This is a genomic window from Malaciobacter halophilus (genome assembly GCF_002837275.1).
Classification (GTDB): domain Bacteria; phylum Campylobacterota; class Campylobacteria; order Campylobacterales; family Arcobacteraceae; genus Malaciobacter; species Malaciobacter halophilus.
In genome coordinates this window covers 55,070-69,325 of record NZ_NXIF01000007.1, presented here as the reverse complement: position 1 = coordinate 69,325, position 14,256 = coordinate 55,070, and the positions used below count along the sequence as shown (strand labels likewise).

Sequence of the window (14,256 nt, the reverse complement as noted above, 5' to 3'; positions counted from 1 at the left end):
AAGTTATAAAAAGTAGTCCTTTAGAGAAAAGATTATTCATTTACAGGTATAAATCCATATTTTGATACTATTTTTGCACCCTCTTTACTTCTTAAATATGAAATATATGCACTAGCTAATTTTGAAGGCTCTCCATTACTTAATAAATATAAACCTCTTGCTACTTTATAAGTATCTTTATTTATATTTTCAACAGTTGGGGCAACACCATTAATTTTTAGAAGTTTAACACTACTATTTGCAACACCTAAAGAGATTATTCCTATTGCATTTTTATCTTTTGAAACTGCTGTTTTCATAGCTGCATTTGATGACACTACTCTTGCTTTTTTAGAAATAGGTGATTTTTTAAGTGCTTTTTTCCAAAAAACTTTTCTTGTTGCACTTGATTCATCTCTTGTATATAAATTTATAACGGCATCATGCAAACCAATCTCTTTAAAGTTTGTAATTTTACCACTAAATATATCTTGTAATTGTTTAGTTGTTAAAGAGTCTATATTTAATTTAGGATTAACAATAACTCCAATACCATCAATTGCAAATCTATAAAGCTTTAAGTTTCCATTTTCAATCTCTTTTTTAGTTGGCTTTCTTCCAGAATTTGCTAAATCAATAATTTTTGAACTTACTTGTTTAATACCCATTCCACTTCCTCCACCAGCAATAGAAATAGAGATGTCAGGATATTTTCTCATAATATTTTTAATTGCTTCTTTTTCACATTTTATATGTGCAGTTCCACCAGCAATATTTAATGAACCTTTTAAATTTTCAAAAACTTTTAAATCAGAAGCATTTAAAAGAGTTAAAGATAGTGTGATTATTGTAAGTAGTAATTTTTTCAAAACTTACTCCTATAATTTTTATAAAATTATGAAGCATAAGTAGGAGAGTATCTCTTATGTTCTGCTTAAACCTTAAGCTTTTTTTATGTTTTGAAATTATATTGAATTACACATTAAAATATTATAATATAGTTTATTTTTTTATATAAAATGTTTTGAAGCGTTACTTTTGATTTTGTTATAAATAGAGTCAAAATCAACTGGATATACTCTTGTATGTCCAATTACTGAGATAAAATTAGTATCTCCTCTCCATCTTGGAAGCAAATGATAATGCACGTGTTCTGCTATTCCAGCTCCTGCTGCATCACTTAAGTTCATGCCAATATTTACTCCATGCGCATTCATAACATCTTTTAAGAGTTTAACTCCTTGTTTTACACGCAAAGAAATTCTCAACCAAACTTCATCATCTAAATCTTCAATTTTATCTGTATGAGTATAAGGAATTACCATCATATGACCAGGTGAATAAGGATATTTATTCATAACCACATAGCATAATTCATCACTAAAAACAACTTGCAATTTATTATCTTCTAAATTTTTTGCAATATGACAAAATACACACCCGTCAATTTTCTCTTCTGTCACATACTCATGTCGCCAAGGGGCATATACTCTTTGCATTATTTACTCCTAAAAATGGTAAAGACTCTTTTTATAATACTAAATAAAATTTGGTGCATCATTTGCAAACAAAATCAAATCACTTTGTTTTGTTTGTTCTGCCAATGTCTGTTCTAGTTTTGATTTATCTTTTAAAATAATTACTCTTTTTTCATCTATATTCGAACTTAAAAGATGAGAGTTTAATTTTCCTGTGATAATTGCTAAATCAAAATTTTCATTTATCTGTTTTGCCAATAAAATATTTGCTTCATCTGTTGACTCTACAAGTCCAGGTGTTACAATAACTTTTCTTCCTTCATATGTTGAACAAATATTTACAGCTTCAAGCATTCCTTCAAGATTTCCATTAAAACTATCATCAACAATAATTTTCCCACCTGCATGAATTAGTTGAAGTCTATGTGCAACTGGTTCAAGTTTTTCAAAAGCTAATTTTATCTCTTCTAAACTCATACCAAGCTCTAAAGCTACATGAATTACAGCTGTTAAGTTAATGGCATTGAAGCTTCCTAATAAAGGTGCATGAAAATGCTCTTTTACTCCATTTATCTCAACATCAAACCAAATACCTTCTAAATTACTCATAGTTATATTTAAATTATCTGGAAACTTTATAATTGAAGGATGCTTTTTTAAAGGTACACTTTCATGAACAAAACCTTTTTTCATTCTTGCTGATTGTAAGATTTCAGACTTAGTTCTAATAATATTATCTAAAGTTTTAAAATACTCAATATGCTGTTCTCCTACACTTCCTATAACACAATACTGAGGTTCTAAAAAATCTGTAATTTCTGCAATATCCCCTTCTTGTCTAGCACCTGCTTCTGCAATATATACTTGTGCGTTAGCGGGTAAATCTCTATTTACATCTAAAACTATTCCTGCAATTGTATTAACAGACCTTGGTGTTTTATAAGTAATAAATTTATGTTTTAATACTTGATATAAATAGTTTTTTATTGATGTTTTTCCATATGAAGCAGTAATGGCAACAATTTTCAAGTCATTCATAGATTGAATTCTTTTTTTACCTTGATTTTTAAAAGAGATAAAAAATATTTTTTCCAGTCCAGTAGAGATTGCATATGCTAAAATTAAAGGAATAAAAACAGCGGAAATATAACAAGACTGACTTGCTAAACATAAAGCTTTTATAGCAAAAGTCACAAATAAAAGTATAGCTAAAAATCTTTTTACTCTTGAAGTAAGAACCAAGCCTCTATCTAATTTTTTATTCCAAAAATAGAATAATGCAGCATAAAAAACATAAAAGAATATAGCAAAAGCTATATCATTTAAAACATAAAAAATCACTATTGGAAAAACAAAATAAGTAAAATGCCACTCTTGTTTATGATGCTTTAAAATAACTCTTTCAAGTTTATAATTATACCATTGTAAATTGGTAATTAAATACCAACCTAAAGTCATAATAAAAACTATTTCGGTAAATAGATTAAAGTATTCCATTCTTTATTTCCTTTGCTATATCTTCTGCATATTTACAGAAAAAATAGTGTTCTTCTTTATATGATTTAAATTTTGATTTTTTTATTAGTTTAGCGATTTTTTTTCCAGATTCAAGGGAAGTTGCTTTATCATCTTCTCCCCAAAAAATCAATGCATTATTTTCAAATCTTGAAAACTGTTTTGTAAAGTCTTCATTTACAACATTTTTAAAAGTTTCATACATATTTTCACTCATAGACTCAACATCTTTACTTCTAAAAGCTTTTGTAAGTTTACTAAAACCTAGTTTATTAAATAGTTTTGCAAAAAATATTTTAACTTTTATATTAAAAGGTTTATCTTCTACAATACCTGCACTACTTAATAAAACTAAATTTTTAGGATTTAGTAAAGTTGCAACCTTTCCACCATAAGAGTGCCCTGCAATTACAACTGGATTTGAGTTTAAAGCATAAAGTAATTTTTCAACTACTAAAGCATAATCTTTAGTATGTAAAATATAGCTATTTGATGTATTCCCAAATCCTGGCATATCTATATAAATATGTCTAAAATCTTCCAAACAATTTTCAAAAGCATTTTTCATAATTTGCTTATTACTTCCCCAACCATGTAAAAAAACTATATCTTGTTTCTTACTTGGATTTACAATCTCATAGGATACATCAAACTCTTTTTCAAAAATTGCTATATTCTTAACTGCCAATTACTTACCCTTGCTTGCTTGAATCTTATTTACATAGTCATAGTTTATTAAAATCTTTCTTGTTTTTGGCAATGATTTTGAAAGTTTTTTTATAATTTCATCAAAGTTTGAGAAAAGATAGTTTGCCATACTTCCTGGAACAGGATTTATTTCATTTAGATATACTTCATTATCTTTTACAAAAAAATCACATCTAATTAGTGCTCCATCAAATAAAGTATTATAAATATCTTTAAAACTTTTTTTGATTTTTTCTTCTAATTCTTTTGATATATCTGCTTTAAGTGCTGTACTTGTTCTTGCAAAATCTAAATACTTTTTATCAAAGTCTAAAAACTCTGCTTTTTGAGGCTCTTCAATAATAGAAAATTCAAATTCATTATTTATTTTACAACCTGCTAAATTATACTCTTTAATTCCATTTATAAAAGGTTCTACTATTATTGCATCATCAAATTCAAAAGCTACATCAAGTGCATACTCTAACTCTTCATTTGATTTTACAACTGAAACTCCAATAGAACTACCAAGTCTTACAGGCTTTATAATTACAGGAAAATTATCTATATTTACTTTATCATCTCTTGTAAAGTATTTATAATCAATAGTTTTTACTCCAACACTTAAAGAGTATCCTTTTGTTAAAAACTTATTAAAACTTACAGAACAAGCCTCTTTTCTTGGCCCAATATATGATAAATTATTAAATTCTAATAAAGAAGATATTACCCCATCTTCTCCATCTGCACCATGCATCATATTTAAATAAGTATCAACTTCAATCTTTTTAGGTTTTGACAAAAAGCTTCCTTGAGTATAAAAACCATCTTTATGCAACTCAATTTTTTGGCACTTTTTATAATCTTTTGAACTAAAAAGTTTTGATTTTATTGTATCAGTTGGGATATGATAAAACTCTCTATTTTCATCTAAAAAAATATACTGTATTTGTGTATTTATAACATCTTTCATTGCAATTGCAGAAACAATTGAGATTTCATGTTCATATGAAACTCCACCAAAAATAATCCCTAATTTCAATATTTTCTCCTAAACTATCTTTGTAGCTTTTTTAAAGCCTCTTTTACTAAATCACTTGTATTTGTACTAACACAAGTTTTAAGCACTTTTGAAACGACATCTTTTTTGAACCCTAATGATTCTAAAGCTAAAGATGCTTCTAATGTATTTGTAATAGAAGAGCCTTCATCTTCTGCTTTATCTACTACAAAACCAGACAACTCTACTAAAATCCTACTTGCACCTTTTGGTCCAATACCAGGAACTCTTTTTAACATACTAACATCATTTGATGTTACAATTTCAGAAAATGAAGAGGGTGTAAAAGTAGAACAAATTGCAAGTGCAACTTTTGGTCCAACACCATTTATTTTTATAACTGTATCAAATAATTTTTTTTCATTTAAATCTAAAAAACCGTACAAATTTTGTGCATCTTCTCGTATTATATGCGTAGTATAAAGTTTAACTTCATTTTTAGTTATTTTTGAGCTACAATTTACAGATACAAAAACTTCGTAGATAAGTCCATTTGCATTGATATGCAATAAAGTAGGCTCTTTCCTCTCTATCTTACCTTCGATACCAACTATCATTCTTTAATTCTCTTTATAATTATTTTTTATATTTATTTTTTAAAAAAAGTGTTACTTTTTTTCTAAAATTCCACTTTTTTATACTTAGATAACCATATCTAAATTAAATTCATTATATAATAAGTAAACTTAAAAAAAAGGGGCGTTGGGATGCTCGATATCGTTACAAAAAAGATAAGTAATAAAATCATATTTTCTTTATTGATATTGATGACCATTAGCAGTTTAACTATAGTATATTTCACAACAAAAAGCGTAAAAGAGGACTCTATTGCCGTAACAAAAGAGAACTTATCTATGCTAAATAGTGCAATGTTTCAAAGTTTAAGACATGCTATGAACACAGGAGATCCTGCACAAATTGCTAAAGCAGAGGAAGAAGCAAGAGGGATAAAAGGAGTAAAAGAGTTAGTAGTTGCAAAAAGTCAACCTTTAATAGATATGTATGACCCAGGAGCACCATATACAAAAGATAGAGAGATTTTAGAGTCTTTTAAAACTAAAAAATCAAAAATACTAGAAGTAAATGATGAAAAAGGCCATGAATTAAGGATGATAAAGCCAATGATTGCAACACAAGAGTGTTTACTATGTCATGCTAATCAACAAGAAGGTGATGTAATTGGGGTAATGGATTTAACTTTCTCTCTTGATGAAGCTGATGATAGAATTTATGCTTTAGTTGTTGAAATACTTATTATTGCTACTATCTTAGGATGGATAACTATTGGACTTGTTTTGGTTTTAGTTAAAAGAGCTACAAATCCAATTGGTAAACTAAAAGAAGGTTTTGAAAATTTATTAAAATCAAATGACACAAGTATAAAATTAGAGATTCAATCAAAAGATGAAATTGGAGAAGTTGCTGTTTTATTTAATGCTTACATGGATAAAGTAAGACAAGGTCTTAAACAAGATGAAAAAGTAATTGAAGAAGCAAATGATATATTAGAAAAAACTGGAAATGGGTTCTTTGTTTATAGTGTACAATCAACTGCTGCAAATCCATATGTAGAAGACCTAAAAAATAAACTTAATACAATGATTTTAAGTACAAAACAAACACTTGATAAAATTAATGAGACTTTAAAAAACTATTCAGAATCAAAATTTGATTATAAAATAGATGATAAAGGTATTTATGGAGATTTAGGTTCTCTTGCTGCTGGAATTAAATTAGTAGGAAATAATACATCAGAGATTTTAGCTATGATTATGAATACAGGTGATGAACTTAGTAAAAATACACACTTACTATCTAAAGCATCTGAGAATCTATCTACTTCATCAAATGAACAAGCAAGTAGCTTAGAAGAGACTGCTGCTGCATTAGAGCAAATAACTGCAAATATAAAAGGTAATACTGAAACTACCGTAAAAATGGCAAGTTTAGCTCAAGATGTAACTGGCTCAGCTAAAAAAGGTATGGATTTAGCAAATACAACTGCTGTTTCTATGGAAGAGATAAATGATAAGGTTACTGCAATTAATGAAGCAATTGAAGTAATTGATCAAATAGCTTTCCAAACAAATATACTTTCTTTAAATGCAGCTGTTGAAGCAGCAACTGCTGGTGAAGCTGGAAAAGGTTTTGCTGTTGTTGCTCAAGAGGTTAGAAATCTTGCAAATAGAAGTGCTGAAGCAGCAAGAGAGATTAAAGACTTAGTTGAAGACGCAAGTGTAAAGGCAACGGAAGGTAAAGGTATCTCAACAAATATGATAGAAGGATATAAAGAGCTTAATAGTCATATTTCAGATACTATTGATATGATTGATAGTGTTGCTACTGCATCTAAAGAGCAAGAAAAAGGTATTATTCAAATAAATGATGCGGTTAGTAATCTTGACCAATCAACACAAAAAAATGCAACTGTAGCTGATGATATTTCAAAAATGTCTGCACAAATTGCATTTATGTCAGACTCACTTGTAACAGCAGCTTCAAGAGCAAACTTCTTAGAAGAAGCAAGAGAAGGTGTAGCAAATGTTGATTTAGTTTATGATACTGCTAAACTTAAAGTTGATGTATTAAAACTTAAAGATGGAGTTTATTCACAACTAGGAGAGTATAAAAACTGGAGTGTTAAGCAAGGCAACTCTATGGATGAATGGATAAATAAATATGAAGAATCAACAACAAATGTAAATGTAGATGCCATAGAAAGATTAAGAAAACTAAATAAAAATTTAAATACTAAACTTCAAATATTAGTTCAAGCAAATGCTAATAAAGAAGACAATAGTTCACTAAATGAAAAAGCAAAAGAGGTTGAAATAGAAGCTCTTAGAATTTTTGGTGAATTAAACGCACTTAAAAAAGAAGCGTGTAAGAATATGAAAAAATAGAGTAGATAAAAGAAGAAAATCTTCTTTTATCAACCTTGCATTTGCTTAATTAACGCTTCTAATTCTTCTTCTGACATATTATCTTCTGTGTTATCAATATTCTTAGCAGAACTTGCTAAATTGTACTGTGATTTATCAATATGATTCTTCTCACAAACAAAATTTACGACTCTTTCTATTTTTTGTCTATGTAAATCTTGATGTTGTAAAAGCCCAAGTGAATTAGAAATTTTGTCAGTTAACTTCTCTTTTTCTCTTAAAGAAATACTCATACTTTCAATACTTTCTTGAAGATATTCAAAGTCTTCATATATCTTACTTGCATTAGTTTCTGACTCTTTAATTACGTCACATAACTCTTTAATTAACTCTTCATATTTCATATATGACCTTTAAAAAATAAGTTTTATATAAGTCTATCTTTTTTTAACTTAACTATATAAACAAAAGAGTCAAAAATATATACATATTTTATAAGTTAATGAATTAATTCAGCAATAAACTCTGTTGCATATGAACCTTTTGGAAGATAAAAAGATAACTCCATCCAGTTTTTTTCTTCTTTATAGTTACTTTGTATATCACTTGGAAAAATCCAAGCAAACCTTCTTGCCCCATCTTCTTTTAGAGTTTGAGTGAACTGTTTTTCAAACTCTAATGCTTCATTTTGAGCTTGTTTTACTCTTCTTCCACATAAAAGTCCAGTTGGAACTCTATCTTTTTCATAAAACTTTAAAGCTTCACTTTCTAAATCTTCTGCATAAAATATTTTTCCAAAGGGATAATGAGACATCAAATCGCCACTTATTATCTTGAATGGATGTTTTTGTTTTTTCATATTTTTTACTAATTCTAAAGGAAGATTTAGTTTATTATATATCTCTTTTGGCTCAAAAGCTTCAACTAGTTTTGAAATCTCTATTCTTTTTGAAAGCCAATTATTAAAAAGATAACTTTGATATGAATTAATATACATTTGCTTTAATTTTCTATCTTTTTCTTTTAAAGTTCCATTTATTATTGCTTCACCTTTTTTATAATTATCCCCTTCTATTCCAAACCGCTGAAATCCAAAATAGTTTGGCATACCAAATACTGCAAGTTGAGTTAAAACTTGTTCAATAATTTTTGCATCAACTGAAGATACTCTTTTTAATCTAATAAAAAATTTATTACCTTTTAAGTGTCCAATTTTTATCTTGTTTTTATGATATGTTGTTTCTAAAATTTTTATTTTTTCATGATTAAAACTACTTAACTTATCTTCAAATTTTCTATTAATAGATATAGATTGTATTGTCATTGCATTTTTATCTTTTAGTCCTGCATAACCAATATCTCTATGTTTACATCCAAAATGATTTGCAAAAATAGAAACAGCATCCCATGTTGTTAAATCCTTCTTTCTAAACTTAATTATTAAGTGTTCACCTTCATTGGAAAACTCATATAAAGGCTCTTCTGTAACGACAAAGTCATCTTTACTTTGTTTAAATACTACATCTATTTTTGCATGATTTAGATATCTTTGTAAATTATTCAAATTATTATTCCTCGTGTAATTATTTATATTAAAAATGATGATTTTTTGCAGTTGTTTTATAACTGCCTTTTATTACTTTTGCAAATATATTTAATGGTACTTTGTGATTCTTAGCACTTAACATTACTTTTTCTAAATGTTTTTTTGGAAAAGTAAATAACATTTCATACTCTTCTCCTGAAGTTCCTACTTCAGGAGAAATTTCATCAAAAAATTCAAAACCAACCTTACTTGCTTTTGAAACTCTTTGTAATTCAAAGAATAATCCATCAGAAATATCAAGTGAAGCATTTACATACTTTGAAATATCATAAAAAAAATCACCTTTTAATTTAGGTTTTATAAATTTAGCTTTTGAAGGTACTTTTTTACCTTTTAAAAGCTTTTTTAAATCCTTTTTACAACTACCCAAAGTTCCTGTATAACATACTAAGTCCCCTATTTTTGCATCAGCTCTATATTTAGGATTTGAAGTTTGGGAAATAATTGTTATAGAAATATCAAGCTTTTCATTACTTATTGTATCTCCACCAATAATCTTAATCCCATAATCATTTGCAACTTTTTTAAAACCATTTGCAAGTTTTCTTAAGTCACTTGTTGAAAAATCTTTAGGAATAGCAACTGTTAAAAGAGCATAAAGTGGTTTTGCATTCATAGCAATAGCATCTGAAATATTCACTAACATCGCTTTAGAAGCAATCTGCTTTAAACTCATCCACTCTCTTTTAAAATGTACATTTTCAAAAAAAGCATCTTGAGAGTAAACCATATTGCCAACTACTGCTGCATCATCACCTATAAGTTTTGTTTGATTTGTAAATTGTTGTATAAAATAGTCTTCTTTATTCATGGCGCAATTATATCAAAATAATTCTCTAAAATCTAATTTTTTTCTTAAATTATTTTCTAGGTAAAATATTATTCTTATTAATTAATAAATTTTCTTATATAATAGTGCAATTTTAACAAGGAGTAATAATGCCAAAGATTAACAAATACGTAGATATTGACACAGTAGAAAGAGAAGCTAAAAAAGACTTAATTGATAGACACTCACCATTTATTCACTGTAAAGAGACTGCAAAAGCAGGAGAACCATTTGAAGTTACTGTAAAAATGGGAAATGAATATACACATCCAGATGATTTTGACCACTACATTGAGTCTGTTGCTTTATACAACAAAGAAACATTATTAGCAAAAGCTACATATGTTCCAGGAACATTAGGAAATGTAAAAGCTCATAATACAACTACATTTACTATTATTCCAACAACTAAAAAATTAAACTTAGTTGCACACGGATACTGTACAAAACACGGAATTTGGGAATCAACGCCTGTAATTGTAGAAGTTGAAGAATAAAAACTTATTAATACTATTTGAATAAATTTGAGTTTCCAAACGGAAGCGCGAATTTATTCGTGCCTCTTTCACTAATTTTAGTTCCAAAAATACACAAGCAGTTTGCTTTTTTATTACTTATTTATATATATTAAATTAGACTCTTAATAAATTTTGGAGACTAAAATGAGATTACTTTTTCTTATAATACTTCTAAACTTTACACTTAATGCAAAAACATTTATTGATATGTATAATAGAGAAGTAGAAGTTACAAACAATAATAAAATAGTGTGCTTAGGCCCTGGAACATTAAGACTTATTACTTATATGCAACTTGAAAAAAAACTTGTAGGTATTGAAAAAAAAGAGTTAAGATTTAGCCCTAATTCAGCTTATAGTTTAGTGCTTGATAAAAAGTTTATCAAATCGCTTCCTATTGTAGGTCAAGGTGGACCTGGGAAAATGCCAAACTTAGAAACATTAATAAATCTAAAACCTGATATTATTTTTACATCTATACTTTCACCTAAACAAGTAGCTTTAATTCAAGAAAAGACTAAAACACCAGTTATTGCACTAAGTTATGGTTCAAATTATAGTGGGAAAAATAATAAAGAAGATAAAATTGAAGCTGTAAAAAAATCACTGTTACTAATATCAAAAATCATGGACAAACAAAATAGAGCTAATGAATTAATCTCTTTTATGAATAAACAAAAAGAGGCTTTAAAAAAAGTAAAGATTGATGATAAAGCTGTATATGTAGGTGGAGTTGCATATAAAGGGGTTCATGGTATCACAAGTACTGAAAGTGATTATCCTGCATTTAAACTTTTAAATATAAAAAATCCAATCTTACAAAATCATATAGGTCATGCTTTTGTAAATAAAGAGACTCTTTTAAGTTTTAATCCTGAAGTTATTTTTTTAGACTCAGTTAGCAAAAAAATAATTTTAGAAGAGATAGAAAAAGACAAAGCAATTTATAAACATATTAAGGCTTTTAAAAACAATAATATCTACTGGTTATATCCAAGTAATTTTTACAATACAAATATAGAAAATATTTATATAAACAGTTGGTTGATTGCTTCATACTTTGGGAAAAATATAGATATTAAAAAAGTAAAAAAAAGAGTCTATGAGAAGTTTTTAGGAGAAGATATTAAAACCAATGTACACTAAACAACTCTACTCAAAAAAAAGATTGTTAATTGCAATTTTTTTACTTTTTATAACAATAAGCTTAATATGGCTCTCTTTAATAAGTGGTAATAATGGAGTAGTCTTTTCAGATACATTTAAACTTTTAGAAGCAAATGGTAGTTTTTCAATAATAGTTTTTGAAATAAGAGTACCTAGAACTTTAGCAGCGTTTGTGGTAGGAGCTTCTCTTGGACTATCAGGAGCTATGATGCAAGCTGTATTAAAAAATCCTTTGGCTTCTCCTTTTACTTTAGGAATTTCTCAAGCAAGTGCTTTTGGAGCAAGTTTTGCCATAATAGTATTTCAGTCATATTCAAGTGCTTCTTCATATGAAGCAAGTTTTATAACTGCACTTTTTGCTTTTGCTTCAAGTATGATAAACACTTTTTTGATAGTCTCTTTAGGTAAAAGAGCAAATATGTCACCTGAATCACTTATACTATTTGGAGTAGCTTTAGGTGCATTTTTTTCTGCATTTACTATGCTACTTCAATACTTTGCAGATGATATTGATGCAGCAGCTACACTATTTTGGACTTTTGGTGATTTATCTAAAGCTAGTATGAATACTATTTTATCAATTGGCTTAGTTTTATTAATATGCTTATTTTTCTATTTTAAAATATTTTGGAAATTTGATGCACTGATGTTAGGTGAAGATAGTGCAAAATCTTTAGGGATAAATACACAAAATCTTAGATTAGGCTCTATGATTGTAGCCTCTTTTTTAAGTGCAATTAGTGTTTGCTTTTTTGGAATTATAGGTTTTGTTGGACTTATTGCACCACATATTGTAAGACTTTTTATAGGAAGTTCACACAAATATGTCTTGCCTTTATCTGCAATAAGTGGTGCAATACTTCTTTTACTTGCTGATATTGTTTCAAGAACAATCTTACTTCCTATTACTATTCCTGTGGGCATTATAACTTCAATGCTTGGAGCTCCACTATTTTTATATTTTTTATATAAAAGAAGTTCAAAATGTTAAAAATTACAAACCTACATGTAAAAATAAATAAAAAAATATTACTTGAAAATATAAATTTAGAACTAAAGCCAAAAGATTTAAATGTAATTATAGGACCAAATGGTGCAGGAAAAAGTACTTTACTAAAAGCCATAGCTAAAATAATACAAATATATAAAGGAGAAATAAGTTTTAAAGAAATAGACTTTACAACTGCTTCAATAAATAGCATCTCAAAGTATATTGCTTATATGGCACAATTTAATCAAAACTCAAATCTTACTACTGTTGATGTTTTACAAATTTCAAGAAGAAAATATAGTGGATTTTCTTTAAAAGAGTATGACCATGATATGATTAAAAATACTATAAAGGAGTTTAATCTACAAAATTTTTTAAATAGAAATATCGATACATTAAGTGGAGGAGAAAGACAAAAGATTTTTTTAGCTGCTGCTATTTTACAAGAACCTAAAATCTTACTTTTAGATGAACCAATATCTCATCTTGATCCTAAAAATCAAATAGAGATGCTTGAACTAATAAGAAAAAAAACAAAAGAGAATAACTTTATTACAATAACCGTACTACATGATTTACAAAATGCTCTACACTATGCTGATAAGATAGTAATGCTTAAAAATAAAGAGATTTTATATTTTGAAAATAGTTTAAATATTACAGAAAAGATGATTTCTAAACTTTTTGATACAACTTGCAAACTATTTTGGCAAGAGGGACACCCTTTTTTGTTTTTAGGGCATTCTCACAATAACAATATACACAATCATTCACATAAAAAGGAAAATCATGATACTTGATAAATTAAAACAACAAGCACTACAAAGTGCAAAAAAAAACTCTTTAATCTTAAAAAGTTTTAAAATTTGTGAGCCATTTACTTATGTTGAAGTTACAAATAAAACTAAATCTTCTATTGGAGTAGCTTTAAGTCCAAGTGATGAAGGAGATTTAGAAAATATCAACTTTAAAAATATTGAAGATATATTAGAAGATGATAGTTTTAATTTAGCTTCAAGAGCAATAATACTTGCAACAATAAATGCAATTGGACAGTATGAATTACAAGAAAATCCACCTTCGTTGAAAAAGAATCTAAGAGTTGCAAGCTGTGAATTTTTACTTGAAAATAGTACTAAAAAAGACAAGATAGTTTTTATTGGAAATTTAAAACCAGTAATAAAAAAGCTAAAAGAAAACTCAAGAGATGTAGCAGTTTTTTGTAGAAGAAAAAAAGAGTTAAATAGTGAAGTTTATAATGATATTTTTGAGTATGAAGCTGTAAGTAAAGCTGATATTGTAGTAATAACTGGCGCTGCACTTATTGGCTCAACATTTGATGCAATATTAAAGTTTGCAACAAATGCAAAAATTATCATGGTATCAGGTTTTTCTGCTGGATTAAATCCTGTTTGGTTAAAAAATAGTAATGTAACTCATATTGCAAGCTTATATTTAAAAGATTGTTCAAAAGATAAAATTGAGAAAAATCCTTTTGAAGATATTTTTGAGAATAGCTGTTATTTACAAAAAATATAGTATAA

15 protein-coding genes are annotated in these 14,256 nt (G+C 27.5%); 6 read left to right on the top strand and 9 right to left on the bottom strand.

The features are described 5' to 3' along the window. Positions 1-32: 32 nt before the first annotated feature. From CP960_RS01910 to ruvA, 6 genes are all read right to left on the bottom strand, one after another. Positions 33-848 carry a phosphate ABC transporter substrate-binding protein gene (locus tag CP960_RS01910; protein WP_101183546.1) on the bottom strand — a complete coding sequence of 272 codons (816 nt, stop codon included), beginning with the start codon at positions 846-848 and terminating at the stop codon, positions 33-35. Between the two features lie 141 nt (positions 849-989). Continuing rightward, a complete protein-coding gene (locus tag CP960_RS01905; RefSeq protein WP_101183545.1) occupies positions 990-1,478 on the bottom strand; it encodes an HIT family protein in 489 nt (162 codons plus the stop codon). Between the two features lie 39 nt (positions 1,479-1,517). Beyond that, positions 1,518-2,954 carry a Mur ligase family protein gene (locus CP960_RS01900; protein WP_101183544.1) on the bottom strand — a complete coding sequence of 479 codons (1,437 nt, stop codon included), beginning with the start codon at positions 2,952-2,954 and terminating at the stop codon, positions 1,518-1,520. Further along, on the bottom strand, positions 2,941-3,660 hold the full coding sequence (locus tag CP960_RS01895) for an alpha/beta fold hydrolase (RefSeq protein ID WP_101183543.1): 720 nt from the start codon (positions 3,658-3,660) through the stop codon (positions 2,941-2,943). The genes CP960_RS01900 and CP960_RS01895 overlap by 14 nt, the downstream gene beginning before the upstream one ends. Continuing rightward, on the bottom strand, positions 3,661-4,701 hold the full coding sequence (locus tag CP960_RS01890; RefSeq protein WP_101183542.1) for a D-alanine--D-alanine ligase: 1,041 nt from the start codon (positions 4,699-4,701) through the stop codon (positions 3,661-3,663). A gap of 14 nt (positions 4,702-4,715) precedes the next feature. Beyond that, positions 4,716-5,276, bottom strand: a complete 561-nt coding sequence (ruvA, locus tag CP960_RS01885) for a Holliday junction branch migration protein RuvA (protein WP_101183541.1) — start codon at positions 5,274-5,276, stop codon at positions 4,716-4,718. Between the two features lie 150 nt (positions 5,277-5,426). On the opposite strand from ruvA, the gene CP960_RS01880 reads away from it, so the two are divergent. Then, positions 5,427-7,622: a methyl-accepting chemotaxis protein gene (locus CP960_RS01880; protein WP_101183540.1), complete on the top strand. Its 2,196-nt coding sequence runs from the start codon at positions 5,427-5,429 to the stop codon at positions 7,620-7,622. Positions 7,623-7,651: 29 nt separating this feature from the next. On the opposite strand, the gene CP960_RS01875 is transcribed toward CP960_RS01880, so the two are convergent. The 3 genes from CP960_RS01875 to CP960_RS01865 form a co-directional block, all read right to left on the bottom strand. Further along, complete coding sequence (locus CP960_RS01875) at positions 7,652-8,005, bottom strand: hypothetical protein (protein WP_101183539.1); 354 nt, start codon at positions 8,003-8,005, stop codon at positions 7,652-7,654. A gap of 95 nt (positions 8,006-8,100) precedes the next feature. After that, the gene (gene truD / locus CP960_RS01870) at positions 8,101-9,165 is read right to left on the bottom strand and encodes a tRNA pseudouridine(13) synthase TruD (RefSeq protein ID WP_101183538.1); all 1,065 of its coding nucleotides are present in this window, start codon (positions 9,163-9,165) and stop codon (positions 8,101-8,103) included. A gap of 28 nt (positions 9,166-9,193) precedes the next feature. Further along, positions 9,194-10,018 carry a thiamine-phosphate kinase gene (locus CP960_RS01865; RefSeq protein WP_101183537.1) on the bottom strand — a complete coding sequence of 275 codons (825 nt, stop codon included), beginning with the start codon at positions 10,016-10,018 and terminating at the stop codon, positions 9,194-9,196. A 128-nt stretch (positions 10,019-10,146) separates the two neighbouring features. Between CP960_RS01865 and CP960_RS01860 the strand changes: the two genes are divergently transcribed. The 5 genes from CP960_RS01860 to CP960_RS01840 all read left to right on the top strand — a co-directional run bounded on the left by CP960_RS01860 (position 10,147) and on the right by CP960_RS01840 (position 14,251). Further along, positions 10,147-10,533 (top strand): class II SORL domain-containing protein, encoded by a 387-nt coding sequence (locus tag CP960_RS01860; protein WP_101183536.1) that lies wholly within the window; start codon positions 10,147-10,149, stop codon positions 10,531-10,533. Positions 10,534-10,698: 165 nt separating this feature from the next. Further along, positions 10,699-11,700: an ABC transporter substrate-binding protein gene (locus CP960_RS01855; RefSeq protein ID WP_101183535.1), complete on the top strand. Its 1,002-nt coding sequence runs from the start codon at positions 10,699-10,701 to the stop codon at positions 11,698-11,700. Further along, positions 11,690-12,712, top strand: a complete 1,023-nt coding sequence (locus CP960_RS01850) for a FecCD family ABC transporter permease (RefSeq protein WP_101183534.1) — start codon at positions 11,690-11,692, stop codon at positions 12,710-12,712. The genes CP960_RS01855 and CP960_RS01850 overlap by 11 nt, the downstream gene beginning before the upstream one ends. After that, positions 12,706-13,512, top strand: coding sequence for an ABC transporter ATP-binding protein (locus CP960_RS01845; RefSeq protein WP_101183533.1), 807 nt, complete (start codon positions 12,706-12,708; stop codon positions 13,510-13,512). Before CP960_RS01850 ends, CP960_RS01845 begins: the two co-directional genes overlap by 7 nt. Then, complete coding sequence (locus CP960_RS01840; RefSeq protein ID WP_101183532.1) at positions 13,502-14,251, top strand: Rossmann-like domain-containing protein; 750 nt, start codon at positions 13,502-13,504, stop codon at positions 14,249-14,251. Before CP960_RS01845 ends, CP960_RS01840 begins: the two co-directional genes overlap by 11 nt. Positions 14,252-14,256 lie beyond the last annotated feature (5 nt).

Bases quoted from the DNA above. Each gene is read 5' to 3' on its own strand.
- CP960_RS01905 (WP_101183545.1), bottom strand. From the start codon at position 1,478: ATGCAAAGAGTATATGCCCCTTGGCGACATGAGTATGTGACAGAAGAG.
- CP960_RS01900 (WP_101183544.1), bottom strand. From the start codon at position 2,954: ATGGAATACTTTAATCTATTTACCGAAATAGTTTTTATTATGACTTTA.
- ruvA (WP_101183541.1), bottom strand. From the start codon at position 5,276: ATGATAGTTGGTATCGAAGGTAAGATAGAGAGGAAAGAGCCTACTTTA.
- CP960_RS01880 (WP_101183540.1), top strand. From the start codon at position 5,427: ATGCTCGATATCGTTACAAAAAAGATAAGTAATAAAATCATATTTTCT.
- CP960_RS01875 (WP_101183539.1), bottom strand. From the start codon at position 8,005: ATGAAATATGAAGAGTTAATTAAAGAGTTATGTGACGTAATTAAAGAG.
- CP960_RS01865 (WP_101183537.1), bottom strand. From the start codon at position 10,018: ATGAATAAAGAAGACTATTTTATACAACAATTTACAAATCAAACAAAA.
- CP960_RS01860 (WP_101183536.1), top strand. From the start codon at position 10,147: ATGCCAAAGATTAACAAATACGTAGATATTGACACAGTAGAAAGAGAA.
- CP960_RS01855 (WP_101183535.1), top strand. From the start codon at position 10,699: ATGAGATTACTTTTTCTTATAATACTTCTAAACTTTACACTTAATGCA.
- CP960_RS01850 (WP_101183534.1), top strand. From the start codon at position 11,690: ATGTACACTAAACAACTCTACTCAAAAAAAAGATTGTTAATTGCAATT.
- CP960_RS01845 (WP_101183533.1), top strand. From the start codon at position 12,706: ATGTTAAAAATTACAAACCTACATGTAAAAATAAATAAAAAAATATTA.
- CP960_RS01840 (WP_101183532.1), top strand. From the start codon at position 13,502: ATGATACTTGATAAATTAAAACAACAAGCACTACAAAGTGCAAAAAAA.